The 19,427-nt window shown below is 65.0% G+C and carries 14 protein-coding genes and 1 pseudogene; 6 read left to right on the top strand and 9 right to left on the bottom strand.

The window, feature by feature from the left end:
* The 8 genes and pseudogenes from DCO49_RS10785 to dnaA all read right to left on the bottom strand — a co-directional run.
* Positions 1–286: pseudogene (locus DCO49_RS10785) on the bottom strand (energy transducer TonB); the annotation flags it as partial.
* Positions 287–429: 143 nt separating this feature from the next.
* On the bottom strand, positions 430–1,620 hold the full coding sequence (locus DCO49_RS10780; RefSeq protein ID WP_116864030.1) for a DUF4032 domain-containing protein: 1,191 nt from the start codon (positions 1,618–1,620) through the stop codon (positions 430–432).
* 131 nt (positions 1,621–1,751) lie between these two features.
* Positions 1,752–2,558, bottom strand: a complete 807-nt coding sequence (locus tag DCO49_RS10775; RefSeq protein ID WP_116864029.1) for a M48 family metallopeptidase — start codon at positions 2,556–2,558, stop codon at positions 1,752–1,754.
* Between the two features lie 69 nt (positions 2,559–2,627).
* Positions 2,628–3,473, bottom strand: a complete 846-nt coding sequence (locus DCO49_RS10770; protein WP_116864028.1) for a CPBP family intramembrane glutamic endopeptidase — start codon at positions 3,471–3,473, stop codon at positions 2,628–2,630.
* A 67-nt stretch (positions 3,474–3,540) separates the two neighbouring features.
* The gene (gene gyrB / locus DCO49_RS10765; RefSeq protein WP_116864027.1) at positions 3,541–6,000 is read right to left on the bottom strand and encodes a DNA topoisomerase (ATP-hydrolyzing) subunit B; all 2,460 of its coding nucleotides are present in this window, start codon (positions 5,998–6,000) and stop codon (positions 3,541–3,543) included.
* A gap of 112 nt (positions 6,001–6,112) precedes the next feature.
* On the bottom strand, positions 6,113–7,207 hold the full coding sequence (gene recF, locus DCO49_RS10760) for a DNA replication/repair protein RecF (protein ID WP_116864026.1): 1,095 nt from the start codon (positions 7,205–7,207) through the stop codon (positions 6,113–6,115).
* An 877-nt stretch (positions 7,208–8,084) separates the two neighbouring features.
* A complete protein-coding gene (gene dnaN / locus DCO49_RS10755; protein WP_005411731.1) occupies positions 8,085–9,185 on the bottom strand; it encodes a DNA polymerase III subunit beta in 1,101 nt (366 codons plus the stop codon).
* Positions 9,186–9,460: 275 nt separating this feature from the next.
* A complete protein-coding gene (gene dnaA / locus DCO49_RS10750; protein ID WP_116864025.1) occupies positions 9,461–10,792 on the bottom strand; it encodes a chromosomal replication initiator protein DnaA in 1,332 nt (443 codons plus the stop codon).
* 254 nt (positions 10,793–11,046) lie between these two features.
* On the opposite strand from dnaA, the gene rpmH reads away from it, so the two are divergent.
* The 6 genes from rpmH (at position 11,047) to DCO49_RS10720 (ending at position 18,225) form a co-directional block, all read left to right on the top strand.
* The gene (gene rpmH / locus DCO49_RS10745) at positions 11,047–11,187 is read left to right on the top strand and encodes a 50S ribosomal protein L34 (protein ID WP_005411729.1); all 141 of its coding nucleotides are present in this window, start codon (positions 11,047–11,049) and stop codon (positions 11,185–11,187) included.
* A 5-nt stretch (positions 11,188–11,192) separates the two neighbouring features.
* Positions 11,193–11,687: a ribonuclease P protein component gene (gene rnpA / locus DCO49_RS10740; protein WP_116864024.1), complete on the top strand. Its 495-nt coding sequence runs from the start codon at positions 11,193–11,195 to the stop codon at positions 11,685–11,687.
* Positions 11,687–13,405 carry a membrane protein insertase YidC gene (yidC, locus tag DCO49_RS10735; RefSeq protein ID WP_116864023.1) on the top strand — a complete coding sequence of 573 codons (1,719 nt, stop codon included), beginning with the start codon at positions 11,687–11,689 and terminating at the stop codon, positions 13,403–13,405. Before rnpA ends, yidC begins: the two co-directional genes overlap by 1 nt.
* A 99-nt stretch (positions 13,406–13,504) precedes the next feature.
* A complete protein-coding gene (locus tag DCO49_RS10730) occupies positions 13,505–16,180 on the top strand; it encodes a polysaccharide deacetylase family protein (RefSeq protein WP_116864022.1) in 2,676 nt (891 codons plus the stop codon).
* Between the two features lie 3 nt (positions 16,181–16,183).
* A complete protein-coding gene (gene mnmE, locus DCO49_RS10725; protein WP_116864021.1) occupies positions 16,184–17,533 on the top strand; it encodes a tRNA uridine-5-carboxymethylaminomethyl(34) synthesis GTPase MnmE in 1,350 nt (449 codons plus the stop codon).
* 104 nt (positions 17,534–17,637) lie between these two features.
* Positions 17,638–18,225 carry a sce7726 family protein gene (locus DCO49_RS10720; protein ID WP_116864020.1) on the top strand — a complete coding sequence of 196 codons (588 nt, stop codon included), beginning with the start codon at positions 17,638–17,640 and terminating at the stop codon, positions 18,223–18,225.
* Here DCO49_RS10720 and DCO49_RS10715 read toward each other — a convergent pair.
* Positions 18,173–19,267 (bottom strand): beta family protein, encoded by a 1,095-nt coding sequence (locus DCO49_RS10715; protein WP_243402714.1) that lies wholly within the window; start codon positions 19,265–19,267, stop codon positions 18,173–18,175. The two genes, DCO49_RS10720 and DCO49_RS10715, sit on opposite strands and share 53 nt — an antisense overlap.
* Positions 19,268–19,427: the final 160 nt, after the last annotated feature.

Below are 19,427 nucleotides of genomic sequence, written 5' to 3'. Positions count from 1 at the left end.
CGGGCGAGGGCTTCGGCGGCGACAGGTTCTTCACCGGCGGCGGCGGGGTGTCCTGCGGCGGCGGCGGCGGCGGCGGCGGCGGCGGGGGCGGCGGCGCGTCGACGATGGTCACCATGACGTTGCGCTCCTTCTCAGCCACGGCCTTGGGGGCCACGGCGGGGATCAGGAGCATCATGAAGGCGGCCAGATGCAGGGCGATTACAAACGCGATGCCGACGATGCGAGGCCAGCTCAGCCCCTTGTCATCAGTTTGTTCGTACCGGTGAACGACTAGTTGTTCCGTCATGCGCCAAGAGCTCAATAGTGGGGCCGGAATCCCGGGGGCGGAATCCCTGATCAGCGGTGCATGACACCGCAGGAACCTCCAAGCTTATACCAATCCTGAGCGCCTGCGCATCAACTGTGCAGGCGTTCAGGCGTTATTCCTACTTACTTCAGGTTGATGATTTTCTTGGCATCAGCCTGGTTCTTCACGCCCTTCGCCAGAGCTTCCTGGGCGGCCTTCTTGGCCTCGGGAACGCGACCTTCGGCATGCAGGACGCGTGCCAGGTTCAGGTAGGTCTCACCGTCCTTGGACAGCGGGGCAGCCTTCTGCCACGCCTCGATCGCCTGCGGCACCTGGTCGGAGTAGTAGTAGGACTGGGCCAGCGCCAGGTAAACCTGGTAGTCCGGCTTCAGGATGCCCTTCTGCAACCCTTCGTTGATGACCGCGATGACGTCCTTTTCCTTGTTCTCGGTGTTGGCGTAGATCGAGTACAGCTGCTTGTACTCGCGCTCTTCGGTGAGCTGGCCGCTGCTGCGCAGCTTGTCCATCACCGCGGCGGCCTTCGGCATCTGATCGGCCTGCATGTACATGTTGGCCAGGTTCAGCTGCGCTTTCTTGTCGTTCGGGTTCTTCGCCGCCAGCGCTTCAGCGGTCTTGACCGCTTCACCGGTCTGGCCGGCTTCGGACAGGGCAGCCATCAGCAGCTGGTTCCAGTTGTCCTTCGGCTCGGTCGCACCGGCGATGGCCTGCTGCAGCACCGGGATGGCTTCCTGGTAGCGCTCCAGCTGGTACAGGGCCTGGCCCTTGGCGATCAGTTCTTCCGGCTTGTTCGACTTGCTCTCGGCGAAGTACTTGTCCAGCGTGGCCAGGCCTTCGGCGGTCTGGTCTTCCTGCAGCTGCAGCTGGCCCAGCATCAGCATCGACTGGAAGTGGCCGTTGTTGTCCAGGCCGTTCAGCTGCAGCGCCTGCTTCAGGTAGCCGATGGCACCGGCGCTGTCGTCGCTCTGGTAGGCGGCCTGCGAAGCCAGCTGCGCGGCCAGCGACTTGTCGTAGTTGTTCGACGCGCTGTTGCCCAGGATCTCGCCTGCAATCTGCAGGGTCTCCGGGAACTTCTGATCGTTGTAGCTGTCAATCAGCTTCTGCAGCTGCTTGCCCATCTTCGCGGACGCCTTTTCCTTCGGCTCCTCACGGGTGGCATTCGGGTACAGGACTTCAGCCTTGGCCTGCTGCTTGCCACCGCGGTTGCCGCGCTCGGACGAACGCGAGGACTGCGCGAAGGCATCGGTGACCACGGCGCCGGTCAGGGCGGTCGCGATGAGGACGGAAAGCACAGCTTTGTGGTTGCGGAAAATCATCGTTCACCTCGATCGAACCGCCGTCAGCGGCAAAGTCGGACTGTCAGAAAAATCTGAGCCGCCAAACGTATCAGAAACAGATGGCGTGAGAAATCGTTTTATGTGCTGCAATACAGCATGAATATGCGCACTCAGCCACACTTTGGCCTGCGTCCAGCGGCCTGGGCCTGCTGATAAGCGGGTGCGAGGGACGGTGCAGCGCGCTGCAGTTCGCGGATGCGATTGGCCGGATCAGGGTGCGTGGACAGCCATTGCGGGCTGCGTCCGCCACTGGCGGCCATCATGTTCTGCCACAGATCGACCGCCTGCGCCGGGTTGAAACCGGCATCGGCCATCAGGCGCTGGCCGATGTCATCGGCCTCGGTTTCCTGGGTGCGCGAGTTGGGCAGAACGATCATTGTCTGCGCGGCCGTGCCGCCCAGCTGGTTGACGGTGCTGGCTGCGCCCTCGCCACCGTATGCCCCCGCGATCATGCCGGCGATGGCCAGGCCCGTCTGCGCGCCCATCTGCCGGGTGATGCGCTCTTCGTGGTGGCGGGCGATGACGTGGCCGATTTCATGGCCGATGACCGCCGCCAGCTGATCCTGGTTCTTGGCCACGGTGAAGATGCCGGTGTTCACGCCGACCTTGCCGCCGGGCAGGGCGAAGGCGTTGGGTTCCTTGTCGACAAACACCGCGGTCTCCCACCGTACGCCCCGGTACTGAGCAGGCAGCTGAGCGACCAGCGCATTGACCACGCACTGCACGTAAGCGTTCTGGCGGCCGTCAGTGCTGATCTTTTCTTTCTGCTTGGTTTCCGCGAACGCCTGCGCGCCCATCTGGTCGAGCTGGGCCTGCGATACGCCACCGACCATCTGCCGGCGGCCGGTTGGTGAGGTGGTGGTCGCGCAGGCACCCACCAGCACGGTGATGAGCAGGGCGAGCAGCAGTGATTTCATGGAATCCCCCGTGTTCATGCAGGCAGTGTGTACTGGGCCCGCTTAATTTTTCGTCAACCGGCCAAGGCCTTACATTGACCCGAAGAACACCAGCGCGGCCAAGGCCACGGCGTTGTTCAAGCCGTGCGCGATGATCGCCGCCCACAGCGTCCCGGTGCGTCGATAGAGCCAGCAGAACGCGGCGCCCATGCCGCCGTAGACCAGCCACAGCTGGGCGATCTCGGCCGGGCCGTTGGCGCTGGTGCCCGGAATCTCATGGATCAAGGCAAAGGCCAGGCTGCTCAGCAGCACGCCCAGCCAGGGCCGGCCAGCCTGCCACAGGCGCCCGAACAGCACGCGGCGGAACAGCAGCTCCTCGTAGGCCGGCGCCAGCACCACCGCAAACAGCACCAGGAACAGCGGGAACCGCTCGATGGCGTGCTGCATCAGCGCCAGGTTGGTCGGCACCGGTTCGACGCCGAACTGCTTGGCCAGAAAGGCGATGCCATTGCTGCCGATCACGATCAGCGTGGCCACCAGCAGGGTCCAGCCCCAGGTGGACGGGCGCCGCAGCGCCTGCGTCGAGGCCTGCCGTTCGGCCGCATTGGCCGGCCGCCGCAGGAAGTAGAGCAGCAGCGCCGCGCCACCGGTCGACACCAGGGCCATCAGCACCTGCGCCAGGGCACCGGGCGTGCCCAGCGCTTCGGTCACGCTGGACGGGTCGATGCCCGCGCCGTTGTTCTTCGCGCTCGCGTAGCCGACCTGGATACCGCGATACAGGCCCCACGCCAGGCCAGCGACCAGGCTGAGGATGAACAGCGTGGCGGCACCGATGCCCAGATCGACGAAGAAGCCTGCCACGGGCGAACCGCGGCGCGGCGCAGCCGAGGCTGGCGGAACGGGCGGCGGGGCGGATACCGGGACGGAAGCGGACATCGATTACCTGCGATCAGAGGGCGAAGGCCGGCGCGCATCCCCGCGCAGCGGCCACGGTCGAAGCATGTCAGATATCCAGGTTGGCGACCTTCAGCGCGTTGTCTTCGATGAAGTCACGACGCGGTTCGACGACATCGCCCATCAGGGTGCTGAAGATCTGGTCAGCCGCGACAGCATCCTCGATGCGCACCTGCAGCAGGCGACGGGTATCGGGATTCACGGTGGTATCCCACAGCTGTTCCGGGTTCATTTCACCCAGGCCCTTGAAGCGCTGGATCTGGCGGCCGCGCTTTGCTTCTTCCAGCAGCCAGTTCTGTGCCTTGGCGAAGCTGTCCACTTCGACCGACTTGGCACCGCGGCCGATGGTGGCGCCTTCGCGCACCAGGCCGTGCAGCAGGCTGGCAGCCTGGTAGATGGCACGCAGTTCGCCACCTTCGAAGGCAGCCAGCGGCAGCACCTGCACGTGTTCCTCGCCCATGTGGCGGCGGGTCACCAGCACGGCGGCCGGACGCTCGTCGTTCGGCTCCTGCAGTTCCAGGCTGAAACGCGCACTGCCGAGGCGGCCCTGGTTGAGGCGCTGGGCCAGTGCATCCAGGCCCTGGCCTTCAGCGGCACCGCGCAGGTGGGCCAGGTCCATCGGCACGAAGTCGACCAGCGCCTCGAGCAAGCTCCGGTCGTAGCGGTGCGCATTGCGTTCGATCGCGTCGCGCGCGCCGGCAAAGGTCAGCAGCAGCTTTTCCAGCGCGGCACCTTCGATGCCCGGCTCACCCGCGGCCGGCACCAGCACGGCGTTTTCAACCGCGTTGCTGGCCAGGTAGCTGTCCAGCGCCGGGTCGTCCTTCAGGTACAGCTCCTGCTTGCCCTGCTTGATCTTGTACAGCGGCGGCAGGCCGATGTAGACGTAACCGCGCTCGATCAGCTCCGGCATCTGACGGTAGAAGAACGTCAGCAGCAGGGTGCGGATGTGGGCGCCGTCGACGTCGGCGTCGGTCATGATGATGATCTTGTGGTACCGCAGCTTGTCCGGGTTGTACTCGTCGCGGCCGATGCCGGTGCCCAGCGCGGTGATCAGCGTACCGACCTGGTCCGAGGCCAGCATGCGGTCGAAGCGGGCACGTTCCACGTTGAGGATCTTGCCGCGCAGCGGCAGCACCGCCTGGTTCTTGCGGTTGCGGCCCTGCTTGGCCGAGCCACCTGCGGAGTCACCCTCGACGATGAACAGTTCGGACAGCGCCGGATCCTTTTCCTGGCAGTCGGCCAGCTTGCCCGGCAGGCCGGCGATATCCAGCGCGCCCTTGCGGCGGGTCAGGTCGCGGGCCTTGCGCGCCGCTTCACGGGCACGCGCCGCATCGACGATCTTGCCGGCGATGGCTTTGGCTTCGTTCGGGTTTTCCTGCAGGAACTCTTCCAGGCGCGCACCAAAGGCGTTTTCCACCGCCGGGCGCACGTCGGAGCTGACCAGCTTTTCCTTGGTCTGGCTGGAGAAGCTGGGGTCCGGCACCTTCACCGACAGCACCGCGATCATTCCTTCGCGCATGTCATCGCCGGTCAGGTTGATCTTGGCCTGCTTGGCGATGCCGTTCTGCTCGATGTAGTTGTTGAGCACGCGGGTCAGGGCGCCGCGGAAACCGGCCAGGTGGGTGCCGCCATCCTTCTGCGGGATGTTGTTGGTGAAGCAGTACATCGTCTCCTGATAGGAGTCGGTCCACTGCAGCGCCACGTCCACCACGATGTTGTTGTGTTCGCCGGTGACCGAGATGACGTTCGGATGCAGCGGGGTCTTCAGCTGGGCCAGATGCTCCACGAAGCTGCGGATGCCGCCTTCGTAGTGGAAGTCATCGCGACGGCCGTCGCCGCGCTCGTCGGCCAGCACGATCTTGACGCCGGAGTTCAGGAACGACAGTTCGCGCAGGCGTCGGGCCAGGATGTCGTAGTGGAATTCCACGTTGTCGTGGAAGGCCACGGTCGACGGCCAGAAGCGCACGGTGGTGCCGCGCTTGGTGGTGTCTTCCAGCTTGGCCAGCGCGGTGACCGCGGCGCCGTTGCTGAATTCCTGCTGGTAGTGGGAGCCGTTCTGGAACACGTCCACCAGCAGCTTCTGCGACAGCGCGTTGACCACGCTGACGCCCACGCCGTGCAGGCCGCCGGAAACCTTGTAGCTGTTGTCGTCGAACTTGCCGCCCGCGTGCAGCACGGTCATCACGACTTCGGCCGCCGAAACCTCGCGGCCGAGCTTGGCGCTCATCTGCTCGTGCTTGCCGGTCGGGATGCCGCGGCCGTTGTCGGACACCGACACCGAGCCGTCAGCGTGGATCGTCACCGCGACGTGGTCGGCGTGGCCGGCGAGGGCTTCGTCGATCGAGTTGTCGACGACCTCGAACACCATGTGGTGCAGACCGGTGCCGTCGTGGACGTCGCCGATGTACATGCCAGGACGCTTGCGGACAGCCTCGAGCCCTTCCAGGGCGGTGATGCTGTTGGCGTCGTAGTTGCCGTTGTTTGCCGGGGTGTTCTGTTCGTCGGTCATTGCGCTTGCCGTAGGCTCCGCAGGTCGGTCACCGCACAGGTGCGATGCGCCGTGTAAGAAGGGGTGCAACCTGAATTATACCAGCCGGGCCCCGTAGGCCCTGATGTAGCCACTATGGCACAGCCACGATCTGCGCATGTTCCACGTGGAACCGGGTGATGTCGGTGAGATCCACCAAAGCCGCCGGGGTCTCGGTGGCCGTTACGAAGATCTGCGCCGGACCGGCCAGCAGACGTTCGAGGACACGGGCCTGATGGGTCCGGTCCAGCTCGGATGCCAGATCGTCCAGCGCAATGACCGGCCATTGCCCGCGCTGTTCGGCGTAGTCCTCGGCCTGGGCCAGCAGACAGGCGAGGGCGGTGAGTTTGGCTTGGCCACGTGAGAGTGCATCCCGGCCGGGAATGCTGTGAAAATCCACGCTCCAGTCGGCCCGGTGCGGACCTACGGAGGTGTAACCGGCCTGGCGGTCGCGATCACGGGCCAGCAGCAGCGCATCGGCCAGCGGCAGCTCGTGCCGGCGCCAGCCCGGGCTGAGATCCAGACCTTGGATGCCCAACTGCGGTGCCAGCGCGGTTGCCAGGGCAATCGCCCGTTCCTGCAGCCGTTCCAGGTAGTGCTGGCGGCGGCTGGTCAGCGGTTCACCCGCTTCAGCCAGCTCGTGGTCCCAGGTATCGAGCATCCGCGAGGGCCCGCCCTGCTTCAACAGGGCATTGCGTTGTTTGAGTGCCCGGGAGTACCGGCGCCACAGCGAGAGGAAGTCTGGTTCCACGTGGAACAGGCCCCAATCGAGGAAACGACGGCGGGGTTCGCCACCACCGCTGACCAAAGCGTGGCTGCCCGGTTCAAAGGTCACCACAGCCAACGCCGCGCAGAGATTGCCGAGCTGGGCAACGTCTTCGCCGTCCAGGCGGCCCTTCCAGTCCTGCCCACTATGACGAAGACCCGCTTTACGGCGGTGCGGCGGGTGATCCGAACGCTGTTCGTCCCATTCCACGAAGATTTCCAGCGCTTCCTGGCCCTGGCGGACCAGCCCATCGCGGACCCGGCCGCGGAAGCTGCGGCCATAGGCCATCAGGTGCAGGGCCTCAAGTACGCTGGTCTTGCCCGCACCGTTGTCGCCGGTCAGCAGGTTCAAGCCCGGCTGGGGTGACAGTTCCACGGCACTGAAGCGGCGCAGTTGGTTCAAGGCGAGGCGGCGGATCAGCATGGGACGCAGGAGACCATCCGCTCGGGGCGGTAGCAGGGCAGGGAATCCATCAGCTTACTGCATCGGTCAAGACCGCCGTCGCGGGCAGCATCTTGCTGGTGGAGTTGGCCGGTCCCGCCAGTTCAGGCGGTTCCACGTGGAAATCGATGCGGCGAATCCTTGCGACAGGGACGCTGGCAAGGCCTGGATTTCATGAAATCTGCAGCAACCGGCAGGGTGCTCGCCCTCAGAATCCAGCGAATTTCACCCCAGCGCGGAACCGTATCCGCGCGTCGCAGCCAGGGCAGCAGCCGAAGTCGCCGCAAACTGCTTGAAATCTGCAGGGCAGGGTTGCGAAGCGTTCCACAGATTTCAAAGAATTCAGGCCAGTCGTTCCACGCTATCCACAGGGGGTCTGTATGACTTATACACAAGGTATGGGCAATCTGTGGATAAAAAAGCCCTTTTCAGCCGTCTGAAAAACTATCCACAGCTTCCCCCCCAGCCCCAAGGGCGCATATACAGGGGGTTTCAGGTACAGAAACACCTTTTAAATCAATCATATAACCCTGTTTTCCACGAAATCTGGCTATACCATCACCACCATGCTTTAGATTTATACCCAGATTTAAAAGCTAGGGCAGGGCCGAACGGCCAGAGATCCGGGCTGTGGACAGTAGCGCCAGCAGAGGGCAAATCGGCCTGCTGAGAACTTCCCGGGATCGCTCGATCGCCGTGCATCCATCGAGCGAGGAACCGATCGAGATCCAGGAAGCCGAGACCAAACGGCAACGCGGAACTCCCTTTCCCAGGATCCTCATCAATGCTCCACGTGGAACAAAAAAAAAACGCCCGGATCTCCCGGGCGTCTTCTGTTTCACGTGGAACAACGCAGACGTCAGAGACGCAGTGGCATCACCACATGGCGCGACTTCTCGCTGCTGGACTCACGCACCAGTGCCGAGGAGTTGGAATCGCGCAGCTGGATGATGACTTCCTCGTCGCGCAGGGCGGACAGGGCATCCAGCAGGTAGTTCACGTTGAAGCCGATGGCCAGATCGCTGACCGTGGTGTCGGCCTCGATCTCTTCCTGGGCTTCTTCCTGCTCCGGGTTGTGCGCGCTGATCTTCAGGTTGCCCGGCGAGACTTCCACGCGGATCCCGCGGTACTTCTCATTGGACAGGATCGCGGCACGCTGCAGCGACGCACGCAGGGCTTCACGATCCACCTTCACTTCGCGGTCCGCACCGATCGGGATCACGGCCTCGTAATCCGGGAAACGACCGTCGATCAACTTCGAGGTGAAGGTGACATCGTCGCGCTTGACGCGGACGTGGCTGCGGCCGACTTCCAGCTCGATCTCGCGATCGCCGCTTTCCAGCAGGCGCTGCAGTTCGGTCACGCCCTTGCGCGGCACGATGATCTGGCGCTTGGAACCGCTGGGCTTGGCCAGATCGGTTTCACACAGGGCCAGGCGGTGGCCGTCAGTGGCGACAGTACGCAGGGCATCACCGCGCAGGTCGAACAGCAGACCGTTGAGGTAGTAGCGCACGTCCTGCTGGGCCATCGCGAACGCAGTGCGCTCGATCAGCTCCTTCAGGGTCGCTTCGCCGATGGCCACGCGCTCGGTGGCTTCCACTTCGTCCACCGACGGGAAGTCGTTGGACGGCAGCGTTGCCAGAGTGAAGCGGCTGCGACCGGCCTGAACGGTGATCTTGTCACCGGTCTGCGAGACGGTGATCCGGCTGCCATCCGGCAGGGCGCGGATGATCTCGAACAACTTGCGGGCGGGGATGGTGGTTTCGCCGTCCTGGGCATCTTCAACCGCGATCCGCGACACCATCTCCACTTCCAGGTCGGTACCGGTCAGCGACAGCTGGCCGTTCTGCACCTGGACCAGGAAATTGGCCAGAACCGGAAGGGTCTGGCGGCGTTCGACCACGTTGACGACCTGTGCCAACGGCTTGAGAAAGGCTTCGCGCTGCAGTGTGAAACGCATGTGGTTCCGTGCCCCTATGCTTTAAAAAATGTGGAATAAATCAAAAGCTTGGTGGTGCTGGTAGAGACAGAATCGCTGGAAAACAATGCTAAGTCTTTGTAATAAAAAGAGTTTCTAGCCTCGAAACCCTCTGCATTACCGCCCCCCAGGGGGTGGGGAAAGCTGTGGATAAATTCGACGCGTTTTCCGACGTCTTTTTTATCCACAACTCATCCCGCGCTTGCTACCGGATTCTGCACCGTTTTGTGCGATGACGCCTCATCAGCGTCCGTGCATCATTCGCTCAGCTTCCGGATCAGCTTGTCCCAGTCCTCGCGAAGCTTGCCGTCGGTTTCCATCAGGGTCCGGATCTGGCGGCAGGCATGCAGCACCGTGGTGTGATCGCGACCGGCAAAGGCATCGCCGATCTCGGGCAGGCTGTGCTCGGTCAGCTCCTTGGTCAGGGCCATGGCGACCTGGCGCGGGCGGGCCAGCGAACGGGTCCGGCGCTTGGACAGCAGATCCTTGATCTGCAGGCCGTAGTAGTCGGCAACGGTTTTCTGGATGTTGGGAATGCTGATCGCCTGCTGCTGGGCGCGCAGCAGGTCGCGCAGGGTTTCCTGGGCGAATTCGGTGGTAATCGCGCGGCCGGTGAAATTGGCGCGGGCGGTCAGGGTATTGAGCGCGCCTTCGAGGTCGCGCACGTTGGAGCGCATCTTCTTGGCGATCAGGAACGCAACATCATCGGGAATCTCGGCACCGCGTTCGCGGGCCTTCGCCAGCACGATCGCGGCGCGGGTCTCGAAGTCCGGCGGTTCGATCGCGACCGACAGGCCCCAGGCAAGCCGCGACTTCAGGCGCGCTTCCAGGCCCTCGACTTCGCGCGGGTACCGGTCGCAGGTCAGGATGATCTGCTGCTTGCCGTCGAACAGCGCGTTGAAGGTGTGGAAGAACTCTTCCTGGGTGCGGTCCTTGCCAGCGAAGAACTGGATGTCATCGATCAGCAGCGCGTCCACCTGCTGGAACTGGCGCTTGAACTGATCCATGGTCTTTTCCTGCAGGGCCCGGATCATCGCGCTGAAGAACTGTTCCGAACGCAGGTACAGCACCTTCGCACCCGGATTGGCCTGGCGCATGGCGTTGCCGGCGGCGAACATCAGGTGGGTCTTGCCCAGGCCGGTGCCTCCGTACAGCAGCAGCGGATTGTGCGCGCGGTCGCCCGGCTTCTGCGCCGCCTGGAAGGCAGCGGCCAGGCCCAGCTGGTTGCTGCGGCCTTCGACGAAGTTGGCGAAGGTGTAGTGGTTGTCCAGGTTGCCGGCGAACGGCACCTGCGGTTGGGCTGCCACCGCCGTCGCCGCGCTCGAAACCGGCGCGTTCTGCGCCTCCGAGGGCCGAGGCCGCGAGCCGATTTCAAGAAAAACGTCGCCGAAACCCGCGAAGTGCGTCAGCAGCTCGCGGATCCGGGCCAGGTACAGCTCGCGCACCTGGTCGACGATGAAGGCGTTCGGGGCATACAGCACCAGGCTGTCCGCGCGCAGATCGGCCTGCAGCGGCTTCAACCAGGTGTGAACGTCTTCCGGCGGGAACTCCGCTTCGAGGCGTTCGAGACTTCGGGACCAGGCATCCATCGGCAATAATCGTCCGGTGACCTGTGCACAGGCGCGACAACGCGCCCAAACACAGGCCTGAAAGGGGGAAATGGATGGCTCAGACTACCACCGAGCGCTCGGCTTCGGAATGCTTGTCCCCCACTTATTCACAAAAAGATCCACAGCTATTGCACAGCCCGGTGAATTGGCGTAGTCACAAGGGGTTGACGCAAGGGGGGAGACCTCTCTAGAATTTCCGGTTCTTTCCCGTCCCATTCATACGAGAGGCCCACATGGCCACCAAGCGCACCTACCAGCCCAGCAACCTCAAGCGTAAGCGCGACCACGGCTTCCGTGCCCGTATGAAGACCGCTGACGGCCGCAAGATCCTGTCGCGTCGCCGCGCCAAGGGCCGCAAAGTCCTGAGCGCCTGATTGCCATGCCGCACATCGCGGCAGACGCAATCCCTTCGACAGTGAATACTGCAGACCCGCGCAAGCGATTCCCTCGCTCTGCGCGGGTTCGCACGCGTGCCGAATATTCAACGGTCTTCAACGGCGCCCGCCGTGTGTCCGATCCGCTGATGACCCTGCACTGGCTGCCGGCTGACCGGCCGGCCAGGCTGGGTCTGGCGGTTTCCCGCAAGGTTGATCCGAACGCCGTCGGGCGTAACCGGATCAAGCGCGTCCTGCGCGACATCTTGCGTCGGACACGAACCGATATCCAGCCAGGCGACTTCGTCGTCGTGGCTCGTAGTGCTGCGCGTTCTGCCAGCAACGACGACATCCGCCAGGCCTTTCTGCGCCTGCTGCGGCGCCTGCGTGCATTGCCCGCGCCGGGCGTGGACGGCACAATGCCGCCGCCAGATGGCATCGCACCTCCCTCTTTGATCGAGCCGGCATCGCGTCCCGGCCCCGCCGAGCCTGTCCGCTGATGAACCAGACCCGCGTATTCCTTATTTTTGCCTGGCTGATGGTGGCCGTGTTCCTGTGGATGGAGTGGGGCCGTGAAAAGGCCGCGCCGACCCCGGCCCCGACCACCACCTCGGCCCAGGCCGCCGCACAGAGCGTTCCAGGTGCGACCCCGGGCAGCATCCCCAGCGCGCAGGTCCCCGGTGCCCCGGGCCAGGCCGCGGCGCAGCAGGCCCAGGCCAGCGCCACCCCGGCCGCCCAGCGCGTGACCATCACCACCGACGTGCTGCGCCTGGTGGTGGACGGCGGCCGCGTGCTCGACGCCGAGCTGCTGCAGTTCCCGCAGTCCAAGGAAGAAGGCAGCGCCCCGGTGCGCCTGCTGACCGAAGACCCCGCGCATCCGTACAGCGCGATCAGCGGCTGGGCCAGCGAAGACAAGAACACCCCGGTGCCGGGCGCCGATGGCTTCAAGCTGGTCGGTGACGTCCGCGACTTCGTGCTGGCCGACGGCCAGAACGAACTGCAGATCCCGTTCGTGTGGACCGCCGACAACGGCGTGACCATCAAGCGCACCCTGACCGTCTCGCGCAACGAGTACGCCGTGCGCTTCAAGGACGAGGTCAGCAACACCGGCACCGCCCCGTGGAACGGCTACGTCTACCGCACCCTGGACCGTACCCCGACCATCCTGTCGCGGAACATGACCAACCCGGACTCGTTCAGCTTCAACGGTGCCACCTGGTACGACAACGACAAGAAGTACCAGCGTCGTGCGTTCAAGGATTACCTGGACGATGGCGCGCTGAACCAGAACATCACCGGCGGCTGGCTGGCGATGCTGCAGCACCACTTCTTCACCGCCTGGATCCCGCAGAAGGACCAGACCGCCCACTACGTGCTGTCGCAGGTGGCCGGTCGTGACCTGATCGAAGCGCGTGGCCCGGCCTTCACCGTGGCCCCGGGCCAGTCCACCAGCACCGAAGCCCGCCTGTGGGTCGGCCCGAAGCTGGTCAACCAGATTGCCAAGGAAGACGTGCCGGGCCTGGACCGCGTGGTCGACTACAGCCGCTTCTCGATGATGGCGGTGATCGGCCAGGGCCTGTTCTGGGTGCTGAACCAGGTGCACAAGCTGGTCGGCAACTGGGGCTGGGCCATCGTCGGCCTGGTGGTCCTGCTGAAGCTGGTGCTCTACCCGCTGTCGGCCGTGCAGTACAAGAGCGGTGCGAAGATGCGTCGCTTCCAGCCGCGCATCGCGCAGCTGAAGGAACGCTATGGCGATGACCGCCAGAAGTTCCAGACCGCGATGATGGAGCTGTACAAGAAGGAAAAGATCAATCCGATGGGCGGCTGCCTGCCGATCCTCATCCAGATGCCGATCTTCTTCGCCCTGTACTGGGTGCTGGTCGAGTCGGTCGAACTGCGCCAGGCGCCGTGGCTGGGCTGGATCCAAGATCTGACCGCGCGCGACCCGTACTTCATCCTGCCGGTCATCAACATGGCGGTGATGTGGGCCACGCAGAAGCTGACCCCGGCACCGGGCATGGACCCGATGCAGCAGAAGATGATGCAGTTCATGCCGCTGGTCTTTGGCTTCATGATGGCGTTCATGCCGTCCGGCCTGGTCCTGTACTGGGTGGTCAACGGCGGCCTGGGCCTGCTGCAGCAGTGGTGGATGACCAAGCGCCACGGCGGTGAGCCGCTGCCGGCGACCACCGCACCGGCCCCGGTCAAGAAGAAATAATCCGACGCTGATCCCCGCAAAAGCCCGCCGCAAGGCGGGCTTTTCGCATGCGGGGTTAGAATCGCCCCGCACACCGTGTCCCCATCCATCGAGCCTGCCATGCCGCGTGCGTCGTCGTTCCGCCTGTTCCTGCCCTCGCTGCTGTTGACCCTGGCCGTTGCCGGCTGCGGCGACAAGGAGGGCAAGGCGCCCGCTGCTGCCGCCGTCACCCAGCCCAGCGCACAGGCCGCCGCCGCCGTCGATCCGGCCGCCGCACCGCTGCTGGCCGCGCTGCAGAAGCAGCTCGATGGCTACCGCCGCATCATCGTGCTGCTGGCCGACGAAGAGCAGCAGAGCGCCACCGACCGCGGTACCTCCACCCGCATCGGCCAGCAGCTGTTCCACGACGGGCTGGAACAGCGCACCGCCATCGCCGCGCAGTTCGACAGCCTGCTGCGTGGCGGCAGCCCGCAGCGCTTCGCCACGCTGGGCACCGTGCTGGACTACATCGAATCGGCGCCGGAACTGTTCGATGCCGATCGCCTGGCGTTCCGCGAAGTGCTGCGCGACCTGCACGAACGTGTCGGCGCGGATTCCTCGCTGCCGGCAGTGAAGCTGCACCAGCGCATCGGCGAAGACCTGGACGCGCTGGACGAGATCGAGCGCAACTACAACCAGGAACTGACCCGCATCTTCAGCCGCTTCGAGCGCACCCGCGCCATCGACCTGAAGCGCGAGAAGTGGGAGGACTACATCGCCCACCTGCACAAGGACTACAGCCGCGAGGCGATCCTGCGCGACTACGGGGTGATCGAGCCATACCCGATGTCGATGAAGGACAGCGACCGCGAGATCTTCGGCCGCGACCTGCCGGCCAAGACCGTGGTGCTGACCTTCGACGACGGCCCGCACAAGGCCTACACCGATGAAGTGGTGGCCATCCTCAAGCGCTACGACGTGCCGGGCGTGTTCTTTGAAGTGGGCCGCAACCTGGGCAAGGTCGAGGCCGATGGCAAGGTCAGCCTCGGCCCGATGGCGAAGATCAGCCGCAACCTGATGGAAGAGGGCTATGCAGTGGGCAACCACAGCCTGACCCACGCCCAGCTGTCGCGCACCACCGGCGATGCGCTGCGCCAGCAGGTGCTGGATACCGACACCCTGCTGAAGGATGTCGACAGCAAGCGTGCGCCGCTGTTCCGCTTCCCGTATGGCGCGCGCAACGCCGAAGGCCTGCAGCTGCTGAACGAGGCCGGCCTGAAGTCGATCATGTGGAACATCGACTCGATGGACTGGGCCGACCCGGTGCCGGAATCGATCGTGCAGCGCGTGCTCGGCCAGGTGAACAAGGAACAGCGCGGCATCATCCTGTTCCATGACATCCACGACCGCGCAGTGAAGGCGCTGCCGCAGATCCTCGATCGGCTGATCGCCGACGGCTACCAGTTCGCCGGCTGGAACGGCCGCGAGTTCACCGTCGCCCGTGCGCGCAAGGGCGCGACCAGCGATGCCACCGTCACCACCGGCTACGAGAAGTCGTGGGCGATCGTGGTGGGCATCGACAACTACGCCAAGTGGCCAAAGCTGGAATACGCCAGCCACGATGCGCAGGCGGTGGCCGATACCCTGACCGGGCAGTTCGGTTTCCCGTCCTCGCAGGTGATCGTGCTGAAGAACGAGCAGGCCACCCGCAACAACATCCTGGCCGCCTTCCACGACCGCCTGGCCGACGACCGCACCGGCAGGAACGACCGCGTGTTCGTGTTCTTCGCCGGCCACGGCGCCACCCGCCAGCTCGCTTCCGGGCGCGACCTCGGCTACATCATCCCGGTGGATTCAGACCCGAAGGAATTCGCCACCGACGCCATCGCGATGACCGACATCCAGAACATCGCCGAGAGCATGCAGGCCAAGCACGTGATGTTCGTGATGGATGCCTGCTACAGCGGCCTGGGCCTGACCCGCGGTGGCCCGTCGTCGTCGTCATTCCTGCGCGAGAACGCACGCCGCAGCGCGCGGCAGATGCTGACTGCCGGCGGTGCCGACCAGCAGGTGGCCGATGCCGGCCCGAACGGCCATTCGGTGTTCACGTGGGTGCTGCTGCAGGCGCTGGCCGGCAAGGGCGACCTCAATGGCGACGGCCTGATCACCGGTACCGAACTGGCCGCCTACGTGGCGCCGGCGGTGTCGGCCGTCTCGCACCAGACCCCGGCCTTCGGCAGCCTGCCCGGTTCGCAGGGCGGCGAGTTCGTGTTCCAGGTGCCGGACAGCCAGGAATACCTCAATGCCGACACGCGCCAGCTGACCCCGGATGCGATCGCACTGAACAACAAGGTCGACGCCGCGCAGGATGCCAAGGGCGCGCAGGCGCCGGTGACCGTGGCCGACCTGCAGGGCGGGAAGGCCAAGCTGGTGGTGCCCACCGCCGGCCCGGCCTCGGACCGCCAGCGCGCGCAGCAGGCCAACGACCGTGGCCTGCAGCTGTACCGCGAGAAGCAGTACGACGAAGCCGTCGCGCAGTTCACCGAAGCGTTGAAGCTGCGCCCGGACTTTGCCCAGGCGGCCAACAACCTCGGTTTCGTCTACTACCGCCAGCAGCGCTACGCCGAAGCCGCGCGCTGGCTGGAAAACACCCTGAAGATCGACCCATCACGCGCGGTGGCCCACCTCAACCTGGGCGACGCCTACTTCAACGCCGGCGACAAGGCCAAGGCGAAGCAGGCCTACACCACCTACCTCGCCCTGCAGCCGCAGGGCAGCGGTGCCGCGCAGGCGCGCGCGCAGCTGGAGAAGCTCTGAGCCATGAACGATGTGACCCGCACCGACACCATCGTCGCCATCGCCAGTGCCCCCGGCGCGGGCGGTGTCGGCCTGTTGCGTCTGTCCGGTCCGCGTGCCGCGGCGATCGCCAACGCACTGGGCGCGCCCACGCTGCGCCCGCGCCACGCGCACTACGCCCGGCTGCGCGATGCCGACGGTGAGGTGATCGATGACGGCATCGTGCTGTGGTTCCCGGCACCGAACAGCTTCACCGGCGAGGAAGTGGTGGAACTGCAGGGTCACGGCAGCCCCGTGCTGCTGCAGCAGCTGGTCGCGCGCTGCATCGTGCTCGGCGCGCGCCAGGCGCGGCCGGGTGAGTTCAGTGAACGGGCCTTCCTCAACGGCAAGCTCGACCTGGCCCAGGCCGAGGCCATCGCCGACCTGATCGCCGCGGGTGACAACCGCGCCGCGCGCGCGGCACGTCGCTCGCTGGATGGCGTGTTCTCGCGCCGCATCGAGGCCGTGGTGGAACAGCTGGTGCTGCTGCGCATCCACGTGGAAGCCGCCATCGACTTCGCCGACGAACCGCTGGATACCCTGGGCGGCGCGCAGGTGCGGCGTGGACTGGAACAGGCGCGCGGAGATCTTGCCCTGCTGCGTCGTGACGCCGAGCGCGGCCGTCGTCTGCGCGATGGCCTGCATGCCGTGCTGATCGGGCCACCGAATGCCGGCAAGAGCTCACTGCTGAACGCCCTGGCCGGCAGCGAGCGCGCCATCGTCACCGACATCGCCGGCACCACCCGCGATACCCTGCGCGAAACCATCCGCCTGGACGGCCTGGAGCTGACCCTGGTCGACACCGCCGGCCTGCGCGACGGCGGCGATGCCATCGAACGCGAAGGCATGCGCCGCGCCCACGTGGAAATCGAGCGCACCGACCTGGCGCTGATCGTGCTGGATGCGCGCGACCCGGCCGCCGGCGAAGCCGCGCTGGGCGAAGCCGTGGCCGCCGTGCCGCACAAGGTCTACATCCACAACAAGTCGGACCTGATGGACGCGTTGCCGGTGCTGGACGACCCGGACCGCGTGTTCGTCTCGGCCGCCACCGGTGCCGGTCTGGAAGACCTGCACACGCGCCTGCGTTCGATTGCCTCGGCCGGGGCAGGGGAGCAGGTGGACGGCGAGTTCTCCGCGCGCACCCGTCATGTGGATGCGATCGAACGCGCGCAGGAGCATGCGCAGCGCGCCGATGGCGAGCTGGTGCATGAACACCTGGAACTGGCCGCCGAGGAACTGCGGCTGGCGCATGACGCGCTGGGCGAGATCACCGGGCAGATGAGTGCGAATGACCTGCTGGGCAGGATCTTCTCCAGCTTCTGCATCGGAAAGTAATACCGGGGTCGGATCCCCTGCGGGGCTCTGACCCTTCGCATCATCACAATCGACACCACGTGGTTTCAACCCGGGCCGCGACACCTCCTTGATATCATCCCGCCATGAACCCGATCACCGACAGTGACGTGCGATCAGCGCTGCTGAGCAAGGTCATCGCAGAGCATGTCGCCAATCCGAACACGCTTGTCGTGGAGGAAATGGGGCTTGCACGCGGTGCCTGCCGGGTCGATGTCTGTGTCATCAATGGCCACCTGCACGGCTACGAAATCAAGAGTGACGTCGACACGTTGCGCAGACTGCCATTGCAGCAGCAGTTCTATTCCGACGTGCTCGACAAGGCGACGATCGTGGTGGGCCAGCGCCATCTGGATCATGCGCTGGAGACGCTGCCTGCATGGTGGGGGGTCAGGCTGGCCTTACGTGGTGCGCGCAATGCCGTCCGGATGGAACTGCTGCGGCCTGCCAGGCTCAATCCCTCGGTGAGCGCCACTGCCGTGGCGGCACTGCTGTGGCGCGATGAGCTGACAGCCCTGATCAGCAGCAGGACCGCTGAAAAATCAGCGCTGCGCGGAAACCGTGCAGCGCTGTGCGAGCGCCTGGGTGAGCTCTACAGTCTTGCGGAAATCCGCATGCTGGTCAGGGAACAGATGAAGCGCCGGCCAGATTGGCGAGGTCGCGAACAACCTTAGTCAGGTGATGGTTGGTGGCCACGGTCGGCCAGGTGGAACTTCCGCCGGTACTGCTGACATTGTTGGCGCAGTCTTCGATGTATGCATCACCCCAGCTGTAGCCGCGTCCCATGAACACCACCGGTGGATCAGAGACCAGGTGGTTGCACAGATCGCGGTACTGGTCGCGACCATTGCGCTTGATCTGGGTGCCGACCACGATCCGCCACTGGTCATCGATCGTGTACTTGATCTTGGCATTGGGGTCGAACAGGCGTGGATCCATCAGCTCGGTCTGTGGCGAGGCGCAGCCGTAGTCGCCAAACCACGGCATCCGATCGGGACGACTGCTGACAAGCCGGGTGTACGCGCGCCACTCCCGGCGGTTGACGTCACCGTGCGGGCGATAGTTCGACGAGGGGCTCAGGCTGGCAGGGAAACTACCGCCCGCGATGGTGACCGATCGCCAGTCGGCCAGATCCGGAACGGCTGCGATCCAGGTCTGCCACGTGGTTGCCTGCAGCGTGGGCGAGTCGGCGACATCGGCCGAGCTGTCCAGGATCAGGTCCACCTGGCCTGGCGCAACGCCCAGCAGTTTCAACAATGCCGGGATGCGGGCCAGACCCCTGCCTTCAAGATCATCCGGTACCAGCCGCAATCCGCAGCCGCGATCATCGCGGGCAACGATACGTGCCACGGCTTGCTGGTAGTCGACATGCCGGTCAATGCCGGTTACGGGAATGGCCTGGCAACCGGCTGTGCGCGTGAGGTCGAAGATCCGCTCCAGATGGTGCTGCCCGTCCGCCATGGTGTCATCGCCGGCAAGATAGGGCGAGTCGAACAGGCAACGCCGCGCCTTCCAGTTCTTGACCAGGCGATTCCCGACGTTCTTCAGATGATCGTCGAGTGACTTCGCGGGAGCATCGTTCTCGAAGTCCCACTGCTCGACGGGTATCTCGAACAGGGGATGGATCCAGTCCTTGATGCCTTCGCTGGCACGGCCCACTGCAAGATACTCGCCCTGTCGCCATTTCAGGATCGGCATGTACATCGGCTGTTTCACGATCTGCCTCCGACAACGTCAGTGTTGGTCATTCGAGGCTAGCCGCGCACCACTTCGCGCATCAATCGGAATAGTTGAAGAATGATGGCGGTTGGGGTCAGATTCCCCGCAGGGGCTCTGACCCCATCCCCGACGCCCCGGCTGTCATATTCCCGCCGCA

The sequence above is a fragment of the Stenotrophomonas sp. SPM genome, assembly GCF_003105135.1.
In the GTDB taxonomy this organism is placed as follows: domain Bacteria; phylum Pseudomonadota; class Gammaproteobacteria; order Xanthomonadales; family Xanthomonadaceae; genus Stenotrophomonas.
This window is presented reverse-complemented; position numbering and strand designations above follow the sequence as displayed.